We start from the raw sequence: 20971 nt of genomic DNA, 5'->3' as shown, positions 1-20971 counted from the left end.
ACAACGCGGATGACCATCGCATGTCCTGGGTGGCCCGCCGCTCACAACTTCATACCGCTCATCCAGAGGGGCAGAGGGATACGGCCCGATGAAGCCCCGGCAACCCTCCAGTCGGTACTCGTACGCGCGAGGCTCCCGACTCGGGAAGGTGCCAAATCCGTCTCACGGCGAGATGCGTCGTGAGGAAGATGAGGAAGGGCCTCGCCTCTCATGGCTGTGCAGACCGCTGCAAGCATCACCGGATCCACCGTGGACCTCGGTCCCGCCGCCGCCCTCTCCTGCCGCGAGTGCGGCCACCGCGTGCCCCTCGGCCCGGTCTTCGCCTGCCAGGAGTGTTTCGGCCCGCTGGAGATCGCCTACGACTTCTCGGGCTACGACACCGAGGAACTCCGCAAGCAGATCGAAGCGGGCCCCGCGAACATCTGGCGTTACGCCCCGCTGCTGCCCGTCCCCGCGGACGTGGCCGACAAGCCGAACATCAACCCCGGCTGGACCAAGCTCGTCCAGGCCGACAACCTCGCGCGCGAGCTGGGCGTCGACGCCGGCAAGCTCTTCGTGAAGGACGACTCCGGCAACCCGACGCACTCCTTCAAGGACCGGGTCGTCGCCCAGGCCATCGAGGCCGCCCGGGTCTTCGGCTTCACCACCCTGTCCTGCTCCTCGACCGGGAACCTGGCCGGTGCCGTCGGCGCCGCCGCCGCCCGGGCCGGCTTCCGTTCCTGCGTGTTCATCCCGCACGACCTGGAGCAGGGCAAGGTCGTCATGGCGGCCGTCTACGGCGGCGAGCTCGTCGGCATCGAGGGCAACTACGACGACGTGAACCGTTTCTGCTCCGAGCTGATCGGCGACCCGGCCGGCGAGGGCTGGGGCTTCGTCAACGTCAACCTGCGGCCGTACTACGCCGAGGGCTCCAAGACGCTGGCGTACGAGATCTGCGAGCAGCTGGGGTGGCGGCTGCCGGACCAGCTGGTCGTTCCGATCGCCTCGGGTTCACAGCTCACGAAGATCGACAAGGGGCTGCAGGAGCTGATCAAGCTCGGGCTCGTCGAGGACAAGCCCTACAAGATCTTCGGCGCGCAGGCCGAGGGGTGCTCGCCGGTGTCCGTCGCGTACAAGGCGGGACATGACGTGGTCCGGCCGCAGAAGCCGAACACGATCGCCAAGTCGCTGGCGATCGGCAACCCGGCGGACGGGCCCTATGTCCTGGACATCGCCCGTCGGACCGGCGGTGCGGTGGAGGACGTGAACGACGAGCAGGTCGTGGACGCGATCAGGCTCCTCGCCCGGACCGAGGGCATCTTCGCGGAGACCGCGGGTGGCGTGACGGTCGGTGTCACGAAGAAGCTGATCGAGAGCGGGCTGCTCGACCCGACGAAGACCACCGTGGTGCTGAACACCGGCGACGGGCTGAAGACGCTGGACGCGGTGGCGGGTACGGGTCTTTCCGCGACCATCCGCCCCAACCTCGACTCGTTCCACGAGGCCGGCCTCGCGTAGCCGTTCTCGTCCGCGGGCCGGTGGGGGCCGGTCGCGCCCACGCGGCGGCGCCCGCACATCCCGCACAGCCCCGCGCGCCCCTGAAACGCCTTACCCGACCGGAGGTTCCATCGTGAGCGTCAACGTCCGCATCCCCACCATTCTCCGCACCTACACGGGCGGCCAGGCCGAAGTGACCGCCGAGGGCGCGACCCTCGCCGACGTCATCGCCGATCTGGAGAAGAACCACACCGGGATCGCCGCCCGGGTTCTCGACGATCAGGGCAAGCTGCGTCGGTTCGTCAACGTGTATGTGAACGACGACGATGTGCGCTTCGAGCAGGGACTGGAGACCGCGACCCCCGAGGGGGCCGGTGTGTCCATCATTCCGGCCGTTGCCGGCGGCTGATCATTACCTTCGGTAACGGCGGTTACCGAGCGTTCATCGAATTGCCCCCTCCGTGAGAGAAGCGGAGGGGGCAATTCAATGTGGTTGAGCGCGGTACAGTTGGGGAACGCGATGCCGATCTCCGGGTCGGATGCCCTTGTTTCCACCGTGCGCCCGATAAGAAGTGGCCAAAGTGTGCGCTTCTTTCGCGGCTTTTGTGGTTTTTGTGGGGCCCGACTTGCCCCCAATTCTGGCGAATTCTCGCTACATTCCGGACCCTGCGCGTCCAGAATTCTCGTCCGATTGACCTGTTGCAGACGGCAGTTGGGCAGATACATTCGGCCGCGGTCGACGCGTTCCGGCGCACGCCCCCAACCATGTGGGGGGTGAGGTCTGACCCGGATCCGCGAAGTGCGGATCTGTGCAAGGGCCAGTAATAGGGGAGTTAGGCATGGCTCAGGGCACCGTCAAGTGGTTCAACGCGGAGAAGGGGTACGGCTTCATCGCGGTCGACGGTGGTGCGGATGTTTTCGTCCACTACAGCGCGATTCAGATGGACGGCTACCGCACCCTGGAAGAGGGTCAGCGAGTTGATTTCGAGATCTCGCAGGGCCAGAAGGGGCCGCAGGCGGATATGGTCCGGCTCGCGGCCGGCTGAAGCACGCGCCGACTGACAGCGACGTTCTTCTGTTCAATACCGGAGGGCTCGTATCCCATGGGGAGTCATGGGTTACGAGCCCTCCGTCATGCCCGAACCCGGTCCGAGCCCGGCCCGAACCCGGGTCTGCCCCAGGTCTGCGCCCGCTCCGAGCCCGGCCTGCGCCTGGTCTGACCCTGGTCCGAACACGGTCTGACCCCGGTCCGAACCCGTCGGGACCCGGTCCGAACACGGTTCGCGCCCGGCTTGAACATGGCCTGCGCCCGGTCTGATCCCGGTGCGAACCCCGTCGGGACCGGTCCGAACGCGGCCCGTGCCCGGCTTGAAGACGGTCCGCGCCCCTTCCGTGCCCGGCCTGAACGCGGCCCGTGCCCGGCCTGACCCCGGTCCGAACGCGGCCCGTGCCCGGCCTGAACACGGCCCGCGCCCGGTCTGACCCCGGTCCGAAGCCGGTCCGAACACGGATCGCGCCCGGCCTGAACACGGCCCGCGCCCGGTCTGACCCCGGTCCGAAGCCGGTCCGAACACGGATCGCGCCCGGCCTGAACATGGCCTGCGCCCGGTCTGACCCCGGTCCGAACCCCGTCGGGGCCCGGTTCGAACGCGGCCCGTGCCCGGCCTGCGCCCGGTTCGAACGCGGCCCGTGCCCGGCCTGCGCCCGGTTCGAACGCGGCCCGTGCCCGGCCTGCGCCCGGTCCGAACGCGGCCCGCGCCCGGCCTGCGCCCGGTCTGAATGCGGCCCGCGCCCGGTCCGCGCCCGGCCTGTGACAGGCCTGTGGTGGGGGCCCGACCTTCGAGAGGCGCTTGCACTCGGCAGGGGCGAGTGCTAATCATTGGCGTTAGCACTCTGAAGGTGAGAGTGACAACGAGGACCGGGTCGGTGAGGCCCGCAGGCCGGGTGGGGCAAGGAACCACGAGGCAGGCAGGCCGTCCGTCGCGGGCGCCAGCGCGGTCCGGAGAAATCCACCCCCTGTCCGGGAGGACCACTTCACATGGCCAAGATCATCGCGTTCGACGAGGAGGCACGGCGCGGTCTCGAGCGCGGGATGAACCAGCTCGCCGACGCCGTCAAGGTCACCCTTGGCCCCAAGGGCCGCAACGTCGTCCTAGAGAAGAAGTGGGGCGCGCCCACGATCACCAACGATGGTGTTTCCATCGCCAAGGAGATCGAGCTCGAGGACCCGTACGAGAAGATCGGCGCAGAGCTGGTCAAGGAAGTCGCCAAGAAGACGGACGACGTCGCCGGCGACGGAACGACCACGGCGACCGTGCTCGCCCAGGCTCTCGTCAAGGAGGGCCTGCGCAACGTAGCCGCCGGCGCCAACCCGATGGCCCTCAAGCGTGGTATCGAGAAGGCCGTCGAGGCCGTCTCCGGTGCCCTTCTTGAGCAGGCCAAGGATGTCGAGACCAAGGAGCAGATCGCTTCCACGGCCTCCATCTCCGCCGCCGACACCCAGATCGGCGAGCTCATCGCCGAGGCGATGGACAAGGTCGGCAAGGAAGGCGTCATCACCGTCGAGGAGTCCCAGACCTTCGGTCTGGAGCTGGAACTCACCGAGGGTATGCGCTTCGACAAGGGCTACATCTCGGCGTACTTCGCCACCGACATGGAGCGTATGGAGGCGTCGCTCGACGACCCGTACATCCTGATCGCCAACTCCAAGATCGGTTCCGTCAAGGACCTGCTCCCGCTCCTGGAGAAGGTCATGCAGTCGGGCAAGCCGCTGCTGATCATCGCCGAGGACGTCGAGGGCGAGGCCCTGTCGACCCTGGTCGTCAACAAGATCCGCGGGACCTTCAAGTCCGTCGCGGTCAAGGCCCCGGGCTTCGGTGACCGCCGCAAGGCGATGCTGAACGACATCGCCATCCTCACCGGTGGCGAGGTCATCTCCGAGGAGGTCGGTCTCAAGCTGGAGAACACCTCCCTGGACCTCCTGGGCAAGGCCCGCAAGGTCGTCATCACCAAGGACGAGACCACCATCGTCGACGGTGCCGGCTCTTCCGAGCAGGTTCAGGGCCGGGTCAACCAGATCCGCGCCGAGATCGAGAACAGCGACTCGGACTACGACCGCGAGAAGCTCCAGGAGCGCCTGGCGAAGCTCGCGGGCGGCGTGGCCGTCATCAAGGCCGGTGCCGCGACCGAGGTCGAGCTCAAGGAGCGCAAGCACCGCATCGAGGACGCCGTTCGCAACGCGAAGGCGGCCGTCGAGGAGGGCATCGTCGCCGGTGGCGGCGTGGCTCTGCTCCAGGCCTCCGCGGTGTTCGAGAAGCTCGAACTGACGGGTGACGAGGCGACCGGCGCCAACGCCGTGAAGCTCGCCCTGGAGGCTCCGCTCAAGCAGATCGCCGTCAACGGTGGTCTTGAGGGTGGCGTCGTCGTGGAGAAGGTCCGCAACCTCACCGTGGGTTGGGGCCTGAACGCCGCGACGGGCGAGTACGTCGACATGATCGCCGAGGGCATCATCGACCCGGCGAAGGTGACCCGTTCCGCGCTGCAGAACGCCGCCTCCATCGCCGCGCTGTTCCTCACCACCGAGGCCGTCATCGCCGACAAGCCGGAGAAGAACGCCGGTGGCGGCGGCGCTCCGGGCGGCATGCCGGGCGGTGACATGGACTTCTGATCGACCTCAGGGTTGATCGAGGGTTCTTGACCGAGGGCGGTACCCCCTGGAAACAGGGGGTACCGCCCTCGGGCGTGTTCGGGATCACAGCGGGGCCGGAATAGGGGCGGAATGCCGTGGCCGGTGGGCCGGTTGAGACCTACGTACCGTATATGCGTATGCACATACCGACCGGTCCATCCCTAGGAGTCCCCCACGTGACCGCCACATCCGTCGAGTCCACCTCCCGCGCGGCCCGCATTCTTTCCCGGCCGATCGCGATCAACGGCCTCACCGTGCCCAACCGCATCGCGATGGCGCCGATGACCCGCCAGTTCTCCCCGGGGGGCATCCCCGGCACGGACGTGGCGTCGTACTACGCGCGCCGGGCCGCCGCGGGTGTCGGCCTGATCGTCACCGAGGGCACCTATGTGGGCCACGAGTCGGCCGGGCAGAGCGACGACATCCCGCGCTTCCACGGTGAGGAGCAGCTCGCGGGCTGGGCGAAGGTCGCGGCGGACGTGCACGCGGCGGGCGGCACCATCGTGCCGCAGCTGTGGCACATCGGCATGGTCCGGGAGCAGGGCCAGCCGCCCTACGCCGACGCCCCCGCGGTCGGCCCCTCGGGTCTGCGCATCGGCGCGGACGAGGCGACCGGCAGGGCGATGACCCAGCGCGACCTGGACGACGTGATCGGCGCGTTCGCCGAGGCCGCCGCGGCGGCCGAGCGCATCGGCTTCGACGGTGTGGAGATCCACGGCGCCCACGGCTACCTGGTCGACCAGTTCCTGTGGGAGGGCACCAACCGCCGTACCGACGCCTACGGCGGCGACCCGGTGGCCCGTGCCCGGTTCGCCGAGGAGATCGTGGCGGCGGTCCGCGAGACCGTCTCCGCCGACTTCCCGATCATCTTCCGCTACTCGCAGTGGAAGCAGGAGGCCTACCGGGCCCGGCTCGCCGAGACCCCCGGGGAGCTGGAGGCGATCCTCGCCCCGCTCGCCGCGGCCGGTGTCGACTCCTTCCACGCCTCCACCCGCCGTTACTGGCTCCCCGAGTTCGACGGCTCCGACCTCAACCTGGCCGGCTGGACCAAGAAGCTCACCGGCAAGCCCGTCATCACCGTCGGATCGGTCGGCCTCGACGGCGACTTCCTCAAGGGCTTCCAGGGCGAGGGCGCCCCGACCAAGGGCATCGACGACCTGCTCGACCGGCTGGAGGACGAGGAGTTCGACCTGATCGCCGTGGGCCGCGCCCTGCTCCAGGACCCGGAGTGGGCGGCCAAGGTCCTCGCTGACCGCTTCGAGGAGCTGAAGCCGTACGACGCGGCGGCGCTGAAGTCCCTGAGCTGACCGTGCGCTGACGCCGGTCTTCAGCTCGGCGTCAACGCGGCGGTAGTGTCCGGGAGATGAGGATTCTTCATCTCTCGGACACTCACCTGAAGCGCCCCGGCGACCTCGGCCGGGACGACGTCGACGCCACCGGCTCCCTGCGTCTGATGCTCACCGCGCTCCGCCACCAGCAGGGCGTCGACGCGGTCGTGGTCACCGGCGATCTCGCCGACGACGGTTCGGTGGAGGCGTACACGACGCTGCGGCGGCTCATCGGCGACTTCGCGGACTCGCTGGGCGCCCCGGTCTTCTACACGACCGGCAACCACGACGAACGCCGGGCGTTCGCCGAGGTGTTGGGCAGCGGGCATCCCGCGCCCGATGGGGTCCTGGAGCCGGAGGATTCCGGGGCGGGTGAGCGGGCGGCGGTGAGCACGGTCGGCGGATGGCGTCTCATCACGCTGGACTCACTGGTGCCGGGGAAGGTGTACGGCCGTCTCGGCGAGACCCAACTGAACTGGCTGCGGACCCTGTTGAGGCACCCCGCCCCGCAGGGCACGATCCTCGCCTTCCACCACCCCCCGATCACGCTGGACGTCCCGACCCAGCGAGCCTTCGGCCTGCGCGACCCGGACGACCTCGCGGCGGTGATCCGGGGGAGTGACGTCAAGGCCGTCCTCACCGGCCACTTCCATCTCCAGCTCTTCGGGTTCCTGGCGTCCGTGCCGGTCTGGGTGACCCCCGGCGTGGTCAACCGCATCGACCTGACGACCGCACCCGGCACGGAACGGGCCGTGCGCGGCGCCTCGGCGTCCCTGGTGGAGCTGGGCGGACCGACGGGCCCGCTCTTCCACACCCTCCACGCCCCGGACCCACGGGCGCACGAGACGGTGTACGAGCTGGGGGAGGAGCGGGTGCGGACCCTTCTGGAACGTCACGGCTGACAAATTCGTAGGCGAAAGCAATGATTAAGCTACGCAAGTATCGACCGTCAGGCGAGGAGTGCCCCTGTGACGACAACCGAGCCCCGAGACCCTGTGGTCCGCACCGCGGCCGGCGCGGTGCGCGGGCGCCGGGAGGACGGTCTGACCGTCTTCCGCGGTATCCCGTTCGCCGCCCCGCCGGTCGGGGAGGCCCGGTTCCAGGCGCCGCGCCCGGCCGAGGCGTGGGACGGCACGCGTGAGGCGTACGCCTTCGGTCCGCCGCCCCCGCAGGACACGGGCGGCCTGGGCGGCGGCCCGCTGCCGGGCGCGCTGGGCGACGACTGGCTGACGGTCAACGTCTGGACGCCCGCCCCGGACCCGGCCGCGCTCCGCCCGGTCATGGTGTGGATCTACGGTGGCGCCTACAAGCTCGGTCACACGGGCAGCCCCGGCTACGACGCCCACCGCATCGCGCGGGACGGCGATGTCGTGGTCGTCACCCTCAACTACCGGGTCGGCATCGAGGGCTTCGCGAGCATCGAGGGCGCGCCCGCCAACCGGGGCCTGCTCGACCAGGTGGCCGCCCTGGAGTGGGTACGGGAGAACGTCACGGCGTTCGGCGGCGACCCCGGTCAGGTGACCGTCTTCGGGGAGTCGGCCGGCGCGGGATCGGTGGCGGCCCTCATGGCCATGCCGAGGGCCTCCGGACTGTTCCGGCGGGCCATCGCGCAGAGCGTGCCGGGCACGTACTTCTCCGACGCGCTGGCCCGGGACATCGGGGCGGCCATCGCGGCGGAGGCGGGCCTGCGTCCGACGGTCGCCGACCTGTCCGCGATCGACCCCCGCACGCTGACCTCCGCGGGCGAGGCGCTGGGCGCGAAGATGCGCCAGTACACCGACCGGTGGGGCCGGGCGGCGCCCACGGTCACCCCGTTCTCCCCGGTCGTCGACGGCGAGGTCCTGCCGGTCACGCCCTGGGAGGCGCTGAAGGCCGGGGCGGGCCGGGACGTGGAGCTGGTCGTCGGCCACAACCGGGACGAGTTCCGGCTCTTCCTCGCCCTGGGCGGGATGCTCGGCAAGATCACGGAGGAGCAGGCGCAGGGGGCGTTGCGGATGTTCGCGCCGGGTGCGGCGGGAGCGGACGGCTACCGTGCGGCCTTCCCGGGCGCCACGCCGGGTGAGCTGTTCGAGCGGGTCCAGACCGACTGGCTGTTCGGCATGCCGACCCTCCATCTCGCCGAGGCACAGGTCGCGGGCGGCGGCCGGGCCCACGTCTACGAACTGACCTGGCCCGCGCCGGCCGACGGCGGTGTCCTGGGCGCCTGTCACGGCCTGGACATCCCGCTGCTCTTCGGCACGTTCGGCGCCGATCTCGGCCTGCTGCTGTTCGCGGGCGGGGCGGTCACGCCGGAGGCGGAGGCGCTGTCGGCCCGGTTCCGGCAGTCATGGACGGCGTTCGCGAGGACCGGCGACCCGGGCTGGCCGGCCTATGGCACCGAGGCCCGGCTCGTGCAGGTGCTGGACGCGGATCCGCAGGTCAGGGCGTATCCGGAGGAGGCGTCGAGGCGGCTGTGGGAGGGGTACGAGTTCGCCGCGCTGCCGTTGTTGAAGTGACCGGTCAGCCGGCGGGGACGGCCGCGGCGGCGTTGGCGGTCCAGTTGGTGATGGAGGGCTTGTCGACGAGGATCCCGGCGGGGACGTCGAGACCGGCGGGGTCGTTCGTGTCGTCGAGGATGCCGAGGGAGAGCGTGCTGAACTCCTTGCCGTAGTCGGTGTTGGTGGTCTTGGGGTTGATGCCGATGTAGGCGACGGTGGAGCCGGAGACCTTGACGGTGCCGGTGACGGACCGCGCTTCGGGGACGGCCACGGCATCGACGTCGGAGCCGAACTGGGCCTCGGCGTAGGTGCCTTCCAGGTAGCAGGTGATGCCCGGCCTGGCCTTGGCGGTGATGAGCAGGTAGCCGCCCTTCTGGTCCTTCGAGCTCAGGGTGAAGGTCAGGTCGCTGGAGCCGCAGGACTGCCCGTAGTAGTCCTTCTTGGCGTCATCGGTGTCGACGGTGGCGTCGGTGTCGGCGCCGGTGTCGGCGGCCTTGTCGGCGGAGGCCTGGTCGCCGGACGAGCCGCCCGTGGTGGAGCCCGGAGTGGAGTCGGGGGCGGAGCCGCCGGTCGTGGAGCCCGAGCCGCCGGAGGCGGTGGCGTCGGGGGTGGGGCTGGTGGCGGCCACGTCGCCGGGGCCGCAGGCGGTGGTGGTGACGGCGAGCGCGGTCACGGCTGCGGCGGCCAGGGCGAGACGGGCGGAACGGGTGGCGAGTCGCGAGCGCATCGGGTCTCCATCAACTGTCGGGTGCGGGGTGTTTCCCGCTGACATCGAGGAGACTAGGTCGGGTTCGGTCCTCGAACGATCCTGTGAATGTCCGGGTTCCGTCTTAGCCGAACCTCAGGTAACTCCTGCCTTTTTCAAGGCCAGTTGAGCTAAGAGGCCATGGGCGTCCTACAGGTTCCCGAGCGGTTCGATGTCGACGCGAACCGGGGTGCCCCAGACCCGCAGCACCTCGTAGTCGGTGAACTCGTGCACCAGCCGGTAGGCCATGGCGGGGCGGGGGCCGCGCCGCTGGGCGGCGATGTACAGCTCGGCCTCGTGCCGGTCCCGGCGCGGGGTTCCGCACAGCTGCCACACCTGGCCGTTCCACAGTTCCGGCAGCCACCGCTGCTGGGGCTGCGGCCGGTCCTCCCGTACGCCGTACCGGGAGGGGGTGGTGTCGGCGGGCCGGGTGTGCGCGGGCCCGTTGATCTCGGAACGCCGGGCCGCCCGCCGCCGGGTCTCGCACAGCAGGCACAGGTCGGGCGCGTTCTCGTCGACCGGGCCGTTCGGGTGCTCGTGGCACCGGGTGGTGGGCGCGGCGCCGCTGACGCTGTCGTCCAGCAGGTCCAGGGCCCGCTTGAGGTCGGCCTTGACCTCGTGCAGCCGGGCGTCGGGGGTGTCGCCGGTGAGGGCGTCACCGTGCTCTCCGAGGACCCGGAGGGCGCGGCCTAGGGCGGTGCGCTGGGCGTGGTTCATGGGGTGCGGCTCCGGTTGTCGCGGGGGCCTTGAGGCGGCGGATGCATCAGCTGCTGCGGCCGACCTTCAGTACGTACACGGTCACGGTGTCGCCGTCCGGTCGGTACAACACGCGCCGACTTCCGATGTGCAGCCGGTAACAGCCGGAACCACCGAGGGCTCGGGCCACCTCCGGACGGGGATCGTCGGCGAGTGCGCTCACCGCCGAGGCGGTCGCTTTGGCGCCCACGGGATCGACGGCACGGAGCTGCCGGAACTCGCTCATGGCGTGGTGTTCCCAGACCACCGTATGCGTCACGAGGCGGCTTCCTGCCGATCCGCTGCCTCCAGCTGAGCCATGAACTCGTCGTGGGTCAGGGCAGGACCGGACGCAGCCGCCTCACGGGCCTGTGCTTCGGCGATGTCCGCCTCGTCGCGCAGCCGCTGCAACTCTTCCAGCTCGCTTATCGGGATGAGCGCGGCGGCGGGCTTGCCGTACTCGGTGATCAGGATGTGCTCCTGGCCGTGCCGGACCCGGCCGACCAGTTGGCCGAGCTGGTTGCGGGCTTCCACGAGTGGATACGTCTCCATGAGTAAAACTGTACAGACCTGCGACTGTGTGCGGTGAGTCGTCGTCATACGCGTGGCCGTTCCGAGCGGGGAACCATCGCCGCGCGGACCGCGGCGGCGTGTGTGCGGACCGTCGGGGCCGGCCCACGCCCGGTGGGCCGGGCGGGCGCAGCCTGGCCCCGGCACGCGCCGCAGACACCGCCCGGCAGGGCCTCCGGGCGGTCCGGGATGCCGCACTTCGCGCACTCCAGGACGCGCAGGGGAGGGCGGGACGGTGGCGCGGGCTCGGCTGGGAGTTTCGTGGTCAGGCGCCTGTGGAGGAGGCCGGCCGGGTGGTGGACCGGGGTGGGCAGGCCTGCCGTCATGGCCTGGACGACCGCCTCGTCCGTGGCCCCTCGCGCGAACCACTCCGTCACCAGCGGCGCCAGGTTCGCGCAGTCGGCCTGCGAGAGCGACAGCGCGGGGTTCGTACGGCCGAGGGCGGCCAGCAGGATGTGGACGCGGGAACGGGTCCGGCGGGGCGGGTCCGGTTGCCGCTCCCGCGGTACGTCGCCCCGCGTGAAGCCCGCCCACCAGTCATCGTCGCGTGCGGTCCGGGAGAACCACGATCGAGTGATCCAGCGGGTGCTGCCGTCGGACGCGGCCAGGGTTTCGCGGCCTCGGCGCAAGTGCCCTGCCCCCTGAAGCCGGTTGAGGGCCGCGCGTAACGCGCACTGTCCGTACGGCAGGTGCTTGGCCAGCGTCTTTACGGAGATGTCGGCGCCGTCGGGCAAGCGGTCGACGTACGCGGCGATCGCGGCTTCGCGGGGCGGGAGGTCGGCGAAGTCGTACGCGGTGCGGGGGCGTTGGCCGGGGGCGGAGCGTTTGCCGTAGCCCGGGTTGGCCGAGGGGTGGGAGAGGGCGTGCGCGGGCGGGGCGGCAGCACTAGGATTGGCGTCAGCCATGGGATCGGACCAGCCTTCGATCGCGTTGGTCAAGCCCCCGCCAGGTGTTGCTGCACCTGGCGGGGGCTGTTCTGTCTCGTTATCCGGGCACGCTAGACGATCGTGACTCTGCGTGGCAAGCCGGACGCGTCAAGTCAACACGCTGGGTGGGAGGGTGGGTTGAGGCCCTCCACCCATTCCAAGCAATGAGGGCTCGGGGCTGGTGGCTTGAGCTTCGGGACCGGTCAGCCCATGCTCTTGGCGCCGTCCAGGGACTCGCGGATGATGTCGGCGTGACCGGCGTGCTGGGCGGTCTCGGCGACGATGTGTAGCAGCACCCTGCGGGCCGACCACCGACCGCCGGGCTTGTTCCACGGGGCCTTGGGCAGCGGGTGGGTGACGTTCAGGTCGGCCAGGGAGGCGACCAGTTCGTCGGTTCGGCGGGCCGTCTCGTCGTAGTCGGCGAGCACGCCGGCCAGCGTCTCGCCGGGCAGCATCCGGAACTCGTCGGCCCGCCGGGCCCAGTCGGCCTCGGTCATGGCCGTGAAGTCGCCCATGGCCGAGGGGCCGTTGAGGATGAAGCCCGCCCAGTTCCGCTCCACCGACGTGACGTGCTTGACCAGGCCGCCGAGGCACAGCGCGCTGACGGTGGTCCGCTGCCCGGCCTGCTCGTCGGAGAGATCGCGGGTGGTGAAGCGCAGGAAGTGCCGGTGATGGGCCAGCGCTTCCAGGAGGTCGGTGCGCTCGTCGGCGGCGAGGTCGTGGGCGGTGTCGTGGGTCGTGTCATGCGTGGTGTCGGTCATGGGGGCACGCTAGGAGCGATATAGGTCAGATCCTGACCTCGATGACCGCCGCGACGAATGCCGCCCAGGGCTCCGCCCGGAACACGAGCTTCGGGCCGTGGGGGTTCTTGGAGTCGCGGACGGGGACGAGGGTGGGGTTGCCGTCGGCGACTTCGAGGCAGTTGTCGCCGCTGCCGCCGCTGTACGTCGACTTCCGCCAGCGGGCTACTTCGAGGCAGTCGCCGCCGGTGCCATCGCTGTAGCTCGACTTGTGCCAGGTCGCCGCGTCCAGGTCGTAATCAGGGAAGTTCCTCATGGGCGTAATCCTGCGCCAGCGTCTCGATCAGAGCCAGGGACTTCTCTGGCCGAAGAGCGGCGGCTGCGACGAGTTCGAAAAGCAGCCGGTGGCGGGCGATGGTTGCCGGGTCGTCCTCCAACCGTCCAGAGCCGACCCCTTCGTAGTAGACCAGCGGAGGGGCGTCATCGAACTCCATCAGCTTCAGCGAGCCCGCCATCAACGTGTGCGCACCCGAGCTGAACGGCAGCACCTGCACGATGACCCGATTCCGGTTGATCAGTTTGATGATGTGGCGCAGAGCTTCCGCCATCACCGCCCGGCCGCCGGTCTCCCTGCGCAGCGCCGCCTCGTCAAGCACCATCCACAACATCGGCCCTGTTGGGTCGTCGAGTAGACGGGTCCGCTCCAGCCGGTCTGCCACCAACTTGTCGATGTTTTGCTCCGATCCCGTCGGGTCGTATGCGCGGCATACAGCCCGGGCGTACGCGGGAGTCTGGAGCAGCCCGGGGATCAGTGACGGCATGTACTGGCGGATCGTTGTTGCAAGGGCCTCTGCCTCCACCGCCTGGGCGAAGTGCTCGGGATAACGGGACTTGGCCGACGCCCCGCAGTTCCGCAGGAAGAAGTCCTTCGTCCCCAGCGCCTCATCCAGCAGCCGCGCGTACTCCGGCAACAGACGCCGTGTTGCCGCCTCCAGCTGGCCGATGAACGAGCCGCTCACGAACAGCCGTGCTCCCAGTTCCTCCTGGCTCAGCCCGGCCTTCTCCCTGGAGTGACGGAGTTCCGCGCCGAGCAGGGCGCGGGGTGACGAAGAGGGGTCCAGGTCCTTCGCTCCTGTCATGGCCACTCCCATTCGGAGGATCGCGATGTTGGGTCGTCCGGTATGGCCAGGCTAGAGAGCTAGCCGCCACGCTGTGTTGTAAATCACCAACTCTGTGTGGAGGTAGAGAGAGATGACGGTACGGCCGACCGAAGAAGTCCTGGAGTTGCTGCGGGACGCTCTCGTGGGCGTCGGCATCGTCCTGCCGTCCCTGCGCGTCGATCCGGTGACCGGCGCGAGCGACGAGCCGTTCGCCCTGGTCGAGCTGGGGCGCTGCAATGTCCGTACGGCCGAGCGGCTGGCCTCCGTGCTGCACGGGGAGCGGCCCGCGATCGGGATGCATGTGCGGGACGTACGGGACGGGAGGCTCGGCGAGGTGATGGGGCACGTCGGCGGGAACGTACAGCTGCGGCCCGTCGCCGGAGGGCGGGAGTGGGACTGTCCGCCGGATTCGACGGGGCCCGCGCCGCAGGAGGAGGTTCTGCGGGCGCGGGTGCGGAGAGTGAACAAGGAGGGCCGGCTGCCCTGTTGACCGGGTCGACCGCCTAGTTCGTCTGGTCCCCTCGGTCCCCTCGGTCCTCCTGGCTCCCCTCGTTCGCCGTGAACAGGGCGTCCAGGCGGGCACGTTGGTCCGGGGCCAGTCGTAGGTCCGCCGAGGCCACGTTCTCCTCCAGGTGACCGATGCTCGCCGTGCCCGGGATCGGCACGATCACCGGTGAGTGGGCGAGCAGCCAGGCCAGGGCGACCTGGGTCGGGGTCGCCTCCAACTCGGCCGCCACCGCCGCGATCACGGGCTCCTTCCCGGCCGCCCCCGGGGCCAGCGGGCGCCACGGCAGGAACGCGATGTCGGCCGCCTCACACGCCCTGAGCACGGGCTCGTGTTCGCGGTCGAGGACGTTGTAGCGGTTCTGGACGCTCGCGATGTCCGTGATGGACCGGGCTTCGTCCAGCTCGGCGGCCGTCACCTCGGACAGGCCGATCCTGCCCACCTTGCCTTCCGCGCGGAGGTCGGCCAGGGTGCCGAGCTGGTCGGCGAGCGGGGTGTCCGGGTCGATGCGGTGCAGTTGGAGGAGTTCGACGCGGTCGACGCGGAGCCGGCGCAGGGCCTCGTCCACCTGGGTGCGCAGGGAGTCCGGGCGGGCGTCGTAGGAGAAGTCGCCCGACTCCGTCTGGCGGACGCCGACCTTGGTGGTGACGAGGAGGTCGGCCGGGTAGGGGTGGAGGGCCTCGGCGACGAGTTCCTCGTTGGCCCCCCAGCCGTAGAGGTGGGCGGTGTCGATGAGGGTGACGCCCAGTTCCACGGCCCGCCGGGCCACCGCGACGGACGCGGCCCGGTCCGCCGCCGGTTCGGTCGGCAGCCGCATCGCCCCGAACCCGAGCCGCCGTACCTCCAGGTCCCCGCCGATCCGGAACGTGGTCGAGACCTTCATCCGCTTCCTCCCCATGGCCGAACGCCCAAGCTAACAGCCCCAGTTGGCGGGAGCGGAGAGGCGGCTACCGGGCTGCCGCCGCGAGTGCCGCGCGCAGGTGGCCGTCGGCGTCTGCCAGGAGGCGTGCGGCCGTGGGGCCGTCGACCCCGGTGAGGAGGGTCAGGATGGCGTTCTTCACCTCGCCGTCGGTGGCGGCGAGGGCCCGCTCGATCTCGTCGTCCGCCGCGCCGGTGGCGAGCGCGACGATACGGCGGGACCGGGCGCGCAGCTTCTCGTTGGAGGCGCGCACGTCGACCATCAGGTTCCCGTACGTCTTGCCCAGCCGGATCATCGTGATCGTCGACAGCATGTTCAGGACCAGCTTCTGTGCCGTGCCCGCCTTCAGCCGGGTCGAGCCGGTGAGCAGTTCGGGGCCGACGACGATCTCGATGCCGTGCTCGGCCGCCGCCGCGAGCGCACTGCCCGCGTTGCAGGCCAGCCCGATCGTCAACGCGCCCCGCGCACGGGCGTGTTCCACCGCCCCGATGGCGTACGGGGTGCGTCCCGAGGCGGAGACGCCGACCACCGTGTCCTCCGGTGTCAGCGCGAGTGCGTCGAGGTCGGCCCGCGCCAGCTCCGCCGAGTCCTCGGCCCCCTCGACCGACGTGACCATGGCCTCCCGGCCGCCCGCGATCAGCCCGACCACCTGGGAGGGGTCCGTGTTGAACGTCGGCGGACACTCGGACGCGTCCAGCACACCGAGCCGCCCGGCGGTGCCCGCGCCCGCGTAGACCAGCCGCCCACCGCGGCCCATCCGCTCGGCGACGGCGTCGATGGCGGCGGCGATGACGGGGAGTTGCTGCGTGATGGCCGTCGGCACGGCGGCATCCTCGGAGTTCATCAGCCGGGCGATGTCGAGCGTGTCCAACTGATCGATATCGGCGAGCTCCGGCCGGAAGGCCTCGGTGGTGAGGGATTCCAACTGGGCCTGGAGATCACGGGGATCGGAGGTGGAGGTCATGGTGAGAGGCGGCTCTTTCCGATGTGCGTGTGTTGTCGTACCTGGAGGGCTTCTATCGCCGGTGCCGATGGGCCAACGCCTCGTACGACGCCGACAACGCCGGAGCCGCCGTCTCGTACGTCCGCTGCGCCACCCCCACGAACAAACAGTCCACCACCAGCAGCTGACTCGTCCGCGAGGACATCGCCGCCGGTCGAAGTTCACTCTCCCGAGCCGTGGACGTGGTCAGCACATGGTCGGCGTACTGCGCCACCGCCCCGTCCGGCCGCCCGGTGATCGCCACCGTCGTGGCCCCGCGCTCGAAGGCGACCCGGAGCGGCTCGATGACGTCCCCGGTGGACCCGGAGTGGGTGATCGCTATCGCCACGTCCCCCGCCCGCAGCTGCACGGCGTTGGTGACGGCGAGGTGAGGATCGCTGTGGGCGTGGGCTATGAGCCCTATCCGCAGCAGCTTCTGGGTGAGGTCCTGGGCGACCAGCCCGCTCGCCCCGACCCCGTACACATCCGTGCGCCGCGCCCCCGCCAGCGCGGACACCGCCGCGCCGAGCTGCACGGTGTCGAGACCGGCCGCCGTGTCGGCGAGGGTCTGCTGCTCGTCGTAGGCGAGTTTCGTCACGACGTCGGCGATGGGGTCGTCCACCGCGATGTCCGTGGTGATCGCGGGCGCGCGGCCGGACTGCTGCTGCGCGGCGAGGCCGGCGAGGGCGAGGCGGAGGTCGCGGTAGCCGGGGTAGCCCAGGATGCGGGAGGTGCGCACGACCGTGGCCTCGCTGGTGCCGGTGAGCTCGGCGAGGCCGGTGACCGTGAGGGCGGCGCAGCCCGCGGGGTCGCTCGCCACGGCCTCGGCGACGCGCTGCATGGAACGGGTCATCGAGGGGCCGAGGGTGCGCACCTTGGCGGCGAGGCTGTTCCCGAAAATTTCCTGCACGAAAATTTCCTTCACTTTCAGAGTCACTTGTGAAAGATATTTTCGTTTCGGTGTGGTGGTCAAGAGTGCGCACAATGGGTGCATGGCCCCCACCAGTGATCCCGTCGGCGATCCCACCGGCGACCCCGTCAGCCCCCTGGAACAGGCGCTGCACGCGGCCCGCGCCCTCGTGCTCGCCGACCTGGCCGCGAGCGAGGTGGCCGCCCCGGACGTGGTGTCCATGGTCGAGGACTCCGTCGTGCAGCGGCGCTGGTGGGTCGAGCAGTGGCCGGACGGCGTGGCCTTCGTGTCGGGGCTGGTCGCCCAGGACGTCCAGGACGCGCTGCTGGAGCGGTACGGCCGCTGGCCGCTGTGCCCGGTGTGCGGCGCCGGCGACCCGCACGCGCTGGAGATCGAGCCGGAGCTCGGCCCCGACCCGCACTGGGTGTGCCACAAGGCGGGGGTGAAGGTCGCCGCGGTGGGCTCGCTCGGCTCGGCGACGGGCGGTTCGACGGCGGGTGGCTCCACGGCCGACGGGCCGGAGACCGGCGGGACGCCGTCCTCATGACGGTCTACATAGACCCGCCCACCTGGCCGGGCCACGGGCGTCTGTGGTCCCACCTCGTGAGCGATGTCTCGTTCGCCGAACTGCACGTGTTCGCCGAGGAGTTGGGCATCCCCCGGCGGGCCTTCGAGCGGGACCACTACGACCTTCCCTCGCACCACTACGCCGACGCGGTGGCCGCGGGCGCGGTGGAGGTCAGCAGCCGCGAGGTGGTGCGGCTGCTGTACGGGGCGGGGTTGCGCAGGCCGAAGAGGTGGAGTCAGCCGCGCAGTTCGTAGGCCAACAGCCCCTCCTCGTCGAGTTCCTCGCTCACCTGCGTGAACCCGACGCGCGCGAGCACCGCCTGCGAGGGCGCGTTGTCGCCCTCGACGGTCGCGAACAGGGACCGTACGTCCTCCCGGGCCAGCGCCCAGTCGGCCAGCGCGCGCAGCGCCTCCGTGGCGTAGCCATTGCCGCGGGCGACCTCCACCAGGTCGTAGCCGATCTCCGCACGGCCGTCCTCGTCGGGGGCGCCGTGGAAGCCCATGCCGCCGACCGCGCGGCCGTCCTCCCGCCGGACGAGGACGAACAGCCCGAACTCCGGGCGATGCACCCCCGCCTCGTAGGCCTTCAGCGTCATCCCGGCGGCTTCCAGCGTGCCCTCGAAGGGGCCGCCCGCCGACCAGTCGAAGCCGCCGTCGCCCCCGTCGCGCAGGTCGGCGGCGGCCGCGGGTGTGACGCCTCGCAGGGTGAGCCGGCCGGTGGGGACGACGAGATCGTTGGACCACTGCCACTCCGTGACGGGGACCCGGCCGGGCAGCTCGCCGCGGCCGGTGGCCCACAGCAGGGTGCGCCAGTGGTCGGGGCCGGGGCGGACGTGCGGGAAGAGGCGGGTGAGGACGTACTCGGCGAGTTCGGCGGACGGCTCGTACGCCAGGTTCAGCCCCTCGGCGATGTCGTGCGTGTGCAGCAGCACCTCGGCCACGCCCATCGCGGCGAAGCCCTCCCGGTTCGCGCTGCGGAAGGGGAACGGGTGGAAGGCGCGCGCCTCCCGCGGTGCGGTGCGGACGGCGGCGGCGAGCAGCGCGCCGGTCGTCTCGACGACGTCCAGCAGACCGTCCTGGTCGGTGCCCTCGTCGAGGGTGATCTCGAAGGGGACCCACGCCTGCTGCGCGCGTGCGCGTCCGGCCAGCTGGCCCGCGTAGGCGAGGAGGTCCGAGGCGATGTGCAGCGCGGCGCCGTGGCAGTCCCAGTCCAGGCGCCCCGCCCGCACCCCCGCCCAGTCCCGGTCCGTCGCCGTCCGCAGCAGCGCCACGGCGCCCGCGACCGCCTCTTCCACCCGTTCCCCGCCCATGTCTCGCATGCCCTGCAGGGTAGGGCGGCCGGTGTCTCAGGGCGACAGGATTTCCAGCTCGGCGGCGAGGTTGTAGCGGGCCGTCGCCTCCCACTCCCGCTCCCCGTACGGGGTCCTGAACAGGCGGGGGAGAGCGAGGAGTTGGCGCAGTACGGCGGCGCGGCCCGTGCGGAACGCGTCCGGGGGGACGAAGCCGTACTCCTCGCGCACCGCGGCCGTGTACGCGGCGTACCCGGACGGGGGCGCGGCGAGGATCGCCAGGTCCGCGTCGCACAGGACCTTGCCGTCGGGGTCGTCGTCCGCCGGATCGTGGGTGACGGTGAGCCGGACCAGACGGGCCACCTCGGCGGTGCGCTCCGCCCCGACCCCGGCCTCGGGGAGGGCCCGCTCGGCGAGCCGGGCCGAGCGCTCCTCGTTCTCCGAGCGGTCGGGCAGGTAGACCGCGTCGTGGAACCAGGCGGCGAGGCGGACCACGTCCGGGTCGGCGGCGTGCCGTTCGAGTACGTCGACGTGGTCGAGGACCGCGGTGAGGTGGGTGAGGGTGTGATAGCGGCGCTGGGGCTCCTGCCAGCGGGTGAGGAGGTTGTCGGCGTAGGGGGTCGGGTCGGGGCCGGGACCGGCGGTCTCGGGGCCCCGGGCGCCTTCGAGGGCGCGGGCGAAACGGGTACGGAGGGCGTCGAGGTCGGCCATGGGCCCATTGTCTCGCCGGGGCCCGGTCTCTCCTCCGGAGGGATCGGGGAGGGGGGAGGGGGAGGGGGAGGGGTGGGACCCCTGGTGTACGGGTGTATGGATGCCGCATCGGTGCCCCGTACAGGCGTGGTCGGCGTAGGCTTAGATTGGACTAGACCTGTAGGCGCCCGACGACGAATGGGGTCCCATGAGCGAGCGTGCAGTCCTGGAGGTGATCGCCCTCGGCGTCGAGGACGCGGTCGCCGCCCAGGCCGGAGGCGCGGACCGGCTGGAACTGGTCACCGACATCGCCGCCGACGGGCTCACCCCCTCGCCCGGCACGGTGGCCGTGATCCGGGCCGCCGTCGACATCCCGCTGCGCGTGATGCTGCGGCCGGCCGCCGGGTTCGCGGCCGGTGACGTCGACCGGCTGGTCCGGCTCGCCGGGGAGATGCGGGCCGCGGGCGCCGAGGAGTTCGTCCTCGGGTTCCTCGACACGGACGGCGGAGTGGACCTGACGGCTGTGGGGCGCGTGGCGACCGCACTGGACGGCTGCCGCTGGACCTTCCACCGCGCGATCGACCACTGCGCCGACCGCGACGCCCTGCGCAAGCAGCTCGACGGCCTCCCCGGCCTCGACACCTTCCTCACCGCAGGCGCCCCGACCGGCGTCGACGACGGCCTCCCCACCCTCCTCGCCGAGGCCCGCCGGGCCGGCGAGCCCGGCTACGAACCGCGCATCCTGGTCGGCGGCGGCCTCCGCCTCACCCACGTACCGACCCTCCACGCCGCCGGCGTCGACGCCTTCCACATCGGAGGCGCGGCTCGCCCGGACGGCTGGGACCGACCGGTTTCGGCGGCGGCCGTGGCCGAGTGGCGGCGGGCACTGGACGCCGAGGTCGGCTAGGGCGGTTGTCGGGGGTGGGGTCTGCCCGGAGGGCTGGGGGCGGTCCGGTTTCGGCGGTTGCTGTGGCTGAGTGGCGGTGGGTGTTGGACGGCGGGGTGGGATGAGGTGGTCGGTCGGGCGGGGCGCTTGACGGCGGGGCCTGGCCCGTCGCCTCCGGCGGTGCCCGGTGCTGTGGCGCCGGGCGGCTGGGACTGCCCGGGGTCGGTGGAGGCTGACGGCCGAGTGGGCGGGTGCCGGGGGCGGTTGGGGCTGTCGCCCGGCGGGGAGTCTGGCGGCGGTCCGTCGCCTCCGGCGGGGCCTGGCCCGTCGCCTCCGGTGTGGCGACGGGCCTGGGTGTCGCCTCCGTCTGAGGCGCTC

24 protein-coding genes and 1 riboswitch are annotated in these 20971 nt (G+C 71.1%); of the genes, 11 read left to right on the top strand and 13 right to left on the bottom strand.

Features of this window, described 5'->3' with window-relative positions:
• The first annotated feature begins 55 nt into the window (after positions 1-55).
• Positions 56-195, top strand: a riboswitch (SAM riboswitch).
• A 15-nt stretch (positions 196-210) separates the two neighbouring features.
• The 7 genes from thrC (at position 211) to ACZ5VD_RS20265 (ending at position 8987) form a co-directional block, all read left to right on the top strand.
• On the top strand, positions 211-1497 hold the full coding sequence (gene thrC / locus ACZ5VD_RS20295; RefSeq protein WP_468549185.1) for a threonine synthase: 1287 nt from the start codon (positions 211-213) through the stop codon (positions 1495-1497).
• 112 nt (positions 1498-1609) lie between these two features.
• Entirely contained in the window at positions 1610-1885 is a 276-nt protein-coding gene (locus ACZ5VD_RS20290) for a ubiquitin-like small modifier protein 1 (protein WP_468549184.1), read from the top strand.
• A gap of 430 nt (positions 1886-2315) precedes the next feature.
• The gene (locus ACZ5VD_RS20285) at positions 2316-2522 is read left to right on the top strand and encodes a cold-shock protein (protein WP_016436693.1); all 207 of its coding nucleotides are present in this window, start codon (positions 2316-2318) and stop codon (positions 2520-2522) included.
• 992 nt (positions 2523-3514) lie between these two features.
• Positions 3515-5143 (top strand): chaperonin GroEL, encoded by a 1629-nt coding sequence (gene groL, locus ACZ5VD_RS20280; RefSeq protein WP_468549183.1) that lies wholly within the window; start codon positions 3515-3517, stop codon positions 5141-5143.
• Between the two features lie 158 nt (positions 5144-5301).
• On the top strand, positions 5302-6471 hold the full coding sequence (locus tag ACZ5VD_RS20275; protein WP_468682860.1) for an NADH:flavin oxidoreductase: 1170 nt from the start codon (positions 5302-5304) through the stop codon (positions 6469-6471).
• A gap of 56 nt (positions 6472-6527) precedes the next feature.
• Entirely contained in the window at positions 6528-7394 is an 867-nt protein-coding gene (locus ACZ5VD_RS20270; protein ID WP_468682859.1) for a metallophosphoesterase, read from the top strand.
• A gap of 66 nt (positions 7395-7460) precedes the next feature.
• Positions 7461-8987: a carboxylesterase/lipase family protein gene (locus ACZ5VD_RS20265; protein ID WP_468682858.1), complete on the top strand. Its 1527-nt coding sequence runs from the start codon at positions 7461-7463 to the stop codon at positions 8985-8987.
• Between the two features lie 4 nt (positions 8988-8991).
• Here ACZ5VD_RS20265 and ACZ5VD_RS20260 read toward each other — a convergent pair whose 3' ends face one another.
• The 8 genes from ACZ5VD_RS20260 to ACZ5VD_RS20225 all read right to left on the bottom strand — a co-directional run bounded on the left by ACZ5VD_RS20260 (position 8992) and on the right by ACZ5VD_RS20225 (position 13824).
• Positions 8992-9696: a hypothetical protein gene (locus tag ACZ5VD_RS20260; RefSeq protein ID WP_468682857.1), complete on the bottom strand. Its 705-nt coding sequence runs from the start codon at positions 9694-9696 to the stop codon at positions 8992-8994.
• Between the two features lie 168 nt (positions 9697-9864).
• On the bottom strand, positions 9865-10431 hold the full coding sequence (locus ACZ5VD_RS20255; RefSeq protein WP_468549178.1) for a hypothetical protein: 567 nt from the start codon (positions 10429-10431) through the stop codon (positions 9865-9867).
• Positions 10432-10477: 46 nt separating this feature from the next.
• Positions 10478-10729, bottom strand: a complete 252-nt coding sequence (locus ACZ5VD_RS20250) for a type II toxin-antitoxin system RelE family toxin (protein ID WP_468682856.1) — start codon at positions 10727-10729, stop codon at positions 10478-10480.
• Positions 10726-11001: a type II toxin-antitoxin system Phd/YefM family antitoxin gene (locus ACZ5VD_RS20245; RefSeq protein WP_468549176.1), complete on the bottom strand. Its 276-nt coding sequence runs from the start codon at positions 10999-11001 to the stop codon at positions 10726-10728. The genes ACZ5VD_RS20250 and ACZ5VD_RS20245 overlap by 4 nt, the downstream gene beginning before the upstream one ends.
• A 44-nt stretch (positions 11002-11045) precedes the next feature.
• The gene (locus tag ACZ5VD_RS20240) at positions 11046-11924 is read right to left on the bottom strand and encodes a hypothetical protein (protein ID WP_468682855.1); all 879 of its coding nucleotides are present in this window, start codon (positions 11922-11924) and stop codon (positions 11046-11048) included.
• A 224-nt stretch (positions 11925-12148) separates the two neighbouring features.
• Entirely contained in the window at positions 12149-12706 is a 558-nt protein-coding gene (locus ACZ5VD_RS20235) for a DinB family protein (protein WP_468682854.1), read from the bottom strand.
• A gap of 25 nt (positions 12707-12731) precedes the next feature.
• Complete coding sequence (locus ACZ5VD_RS20230; RefSeq protein ID WP_468682853.1) at positions 12732-13001, bottom strand: DUF397 domain-containing protein; 270 nt, start codon at positions 12999-13001, stop codon at positions 12732-12734.
• Positions 12985-13824: a helix-turn-helix domain-containing protein gene (locus ACZ5VD_RS20225; protein ID WP_468549172.1), complete on the bottom strand. Its 840-nt coding sequence runs from the start codon at positions 13822-13824 to the stop codon at positions 12985-12987. Before ACZ5VD_RS20225 ends, ACZ5VD_RS20230 begins: the two co-directional genes overlap by 17 nt.
• A gap of 112 nt (positions 13825-13936) precedes the next feature.
• On the opposite strand from ACZ5VD_RS20225, the gene ACZ5VD_RS20220 reads away from it, so the two are divergent.
• Positions 13937-14335, top strand: coding sequence for a hypothetical protein (locus tag ACZ5VD_RS20220; protein ID WP_468682852.1), 399 nt, complete (start codon positions 13937-13939; stop codon positions 14333-14335).
• Positions 14336-14348: 13 nt separating this feature from the next.
• Here the strand turns inward: ACZ5VD_RS20220 and ACZ5VD_RS20215 are convergent, their stop codons facing one another.
• From ACZ5VD_RS20215 to ACZ5VD_RS20205, 3 genes are all read right to left on the bottom strand, one after another.
• On the bottom strand, positions 14349-15233 hold the full coding sequence (locus ACZ5VD_RS20215) for an aldo/keto reductase (RefSeq protein ID WP_468682851.1): 885 nt from the start codon (positions 15231-15233) through the stop codon (positions 14349-14351).
• Positions 15234-15297: 64 nt separating this feature from the next.
• Positions 15298-16233, bottom strand: coding sequence for an N-acetylmuramic acid 6-phosphate etherase (gene murQ, locus ACZ5VD_RS20210; RefSeq protein WP_468549169.1), 936 nt, complete (start codon positions 16231-16233; stop codon positions 15298-15300).
• A gap of 52 nt (positions 16234-16285) precedes the next feature.
• Positions 16286-17188: a MurR/RpiR family transcriptional regulator gene (locus ACZ5VD_RS20205; protein ID WP_468682850.1), complete on the bottom strand. Its 903-nt coding sequence runs from the start codon at positions 17186-17188 to the stop codon at positions 16286-16288.
• Between the two features lie 55 nt (positions 17189-17243).
• On the opposite strand from ACZ5VD_RS20205, the gene ACZ5VD_RS20200 reads away from it, so the two are divergent.
• Positions 17244-17708 carry a hypothetical protein gene (locus tag ACZ5VD_RS20200; RefSeq protein ID WP_468682849.1) on the top strand — a complete coding sequence of 155 codons (465 nt, stop codon included), beginning with the start codon at positions 17244-17246 and terminating at the stop codon, positions 17706-17708.
• Positions 17705-17983 carry a DUF4031 domain-containing protein gene (locus ACZ5VD_RS20195; protein ID WP_468549166.1) on the top strand — a complete coding sequence of 93 codons (279 nt, stop codon included), beginning with the start codon at positions 17705-17707 and terminating at the stop codon, positions 17981-17983. Before ACZ5VD_RS20200 ends, ACZ5VD_RS20195 begins: the two co-directional genes overlap by 4 nt.
• On the opposite strand, the gene ACZ5VD_RS20190 is transcribed toward ACZ5VD_RS20195, so the two are convergent.
• Positions 17965-19047, bottom strand: coding sequence for a GNAT family N-acetyltransferase (locus tag ACZ5VD_RS20190; protein WP_468682848.1), 1083 nt, complete (start codon positions 19045-19047; stop codon positions 17965-17967). The two genes, ACZ5VD_RS20195 and ACZ5VD_RS20190, sit on opposite strands and share 19 nt — an antisense overlap.
• Positions 19048-19074: 27 nt before the next feature.
• Complete coding sequence (locus ACZ5VD_RS20185; RefSeq protein WP_468549164.1) at positions 19075-19728, bottom strand: HD domain-containing protein; 654 nt, start codon at positions 19726-19728, stop codon at positions 19075-19077.
• Between the two features lie 187 nt (positions 19729-19915).
• On the opposite strand from ACZ5VD_RS20185, the gene ACZ5VD_RS20180 reads away from it, so the two are divergent.
• Positions 19916-20614 carry a copper homeostasis protein CutC gene (locus ACZ5VD_RS20180; RefSeq protein WP_468682847.1) on the top strand — a complete coding sequence of 233 codons (699 nt, stop codon included), beginning with the start codon at positions 19916-19918 and terminating at the stop codon, positions 20612-20614.
• The last annotated feature ends 357 nt before the right edge of the window (positions 20615-20971 follow it).

It is taken from the genome of Streptomyces sp. NPDC032822 (assembly GCF_055578825.1).
Note: the sequence above shows the minus strand (reverse complement) of the source record. Positions and strands in the feature narration are given on the sequence as shown.

Coding starts and splice junctions, on each gene's coding strand:
- ACZ5VD_RS20180 (WP_468682847.1), top strand. CDS start 19,916: ATGAGCGAGCGTGCAGTCCTGGAGGTGATCGCCCTCGGCGTCGAGGAC.
- ACZ5VD_RS20215 (WP_468682851.1), bottom strand. CDS start 15,233: ATGAAGGTCTCGACCACGTTCCGGATCGGCGGGGACCTGGAGGTACGG.
- ACZ5VD_RS20285 (WP_016436693.1), top strand. CDS start 2,316: ATGGCTCAGGGCACCGTCAAGTGGTTCAACGCGGAGAAGGGGTACGGC.
- ACZ5VD_RS20230 (WP_468682853.1), bottom strand. CDS start 13,001: ATGAGGAACTTCCCTGATTACGACCTGGACGCGGCGACCTGGCACAAG.
- ACZ5VD_RS20275 (WP_468682860.1), top strand. CDS start 5,302: ATGCACATACCGACCGGTCCATCCCTAGGAGTCCCCCACGTGACCGCC.
- ACZ5VD_RS20270 (WP_468682859.1), top strand. CDS start 6,528: ATGAGGATTCTTCATCTCTCGGACACTCACCTGAAGCGCCCCGGCGAC.
- ACZ5VD_RS20235 (WP_468682854.1), bottom strand. CDS start 12,706: ATGACCGACACCACGCATGACACGACCCACGACACCGCCCACGACCTC.
- ACZ5VD_RS20190 (WP_468682848.1), bottom strand. CDS start 19,047: ATGCGAGACATGGGCGGGGAACGGGTGGAAGAGGCGGTCGCGGGCGCC.
- ACZ5VD_RS20255 (WP_468549178.1), bottom strand. CDS start 10,431: ATGAACCACGCCCAGCGCACCGCCCTAGGCCGCGCCCTCCGGGTCCTC.
- ACZ5VD_RS20260 (WP_468682857.1), bottom strand. CDS start 9,696: ATGCGCTCGCGACTCGCCACCCGTTCCGCCCGTCTCGCCCTGGCCGCC.
- ACZ5VD_RS20245 (WP_468549176.1), bottom strand. CDS start 11,001: ATGGAGACGTATCCACTCGTGGAAGCCCGCAACCAGCTCGGCCAACTG.
- thrC (WP_468549185.1), top strand. CDS start 211: ATGGCTGTGCAGACCGCTGCAAGCATCACCGGATCCACCGTGGACCTC.
- ACZ5VD_RS20200 (WP_468682849.1), top strand. CDS start 17,244: ATGGCCCCCACCAGTGATCCCGTCGGCGATCCCACCGGCGACCCCGTC.
- ACZ5VD_RS20185 (WP_468549164.1), bottom strand. CDS start 19,728: ATGGCCGACCTCGACGCCCTCCGTACCCGTTTCGCCCGCGCCCTCGAA.
- ACZ5VD_RS20225 (WP_468549172.1), bottom strand. CDS start 13,824: ATGACAGGAGCGAAGGACCTGGACCCCTCTTCGTCACCCCGCGCCCTG.
- ACZ5VD_RS20195 (WP_468549166.1), top strand. CDS start 17,705: ATGACGGTCTACATAGACCCGCCCACCTGGCCGGGCCACGGGCGTCTG.
- ACZ5VD_RS20220 (WP_468682852.1), top strand. CDS start 13,937: ATGACGGTACGGCCGACCGAAGAAGTCCTGGAGTTGCTGCGGGACGCT.
- ACZ5VD_RS20240 (WP_468682855.1), bottom strand. CDS start 11,924: ATGGCTGACGCCAATCCTAGTGCTGCCGCCCCGCCCGCGCACGCCCTC.
- murQ (WP_468549169.1), bottom strand. CDS start 16,233: ATGACCTCCACCTCCGATCCCCGTGATCTCCAGGCCCAGTTGGAATCC.
- groL (WP_468549183.1), top strand. CDS start 3,515: ATGGCCAAGATCATCGCGTTCGACGAGGAGGCACGGCGCGGTCTCGAG.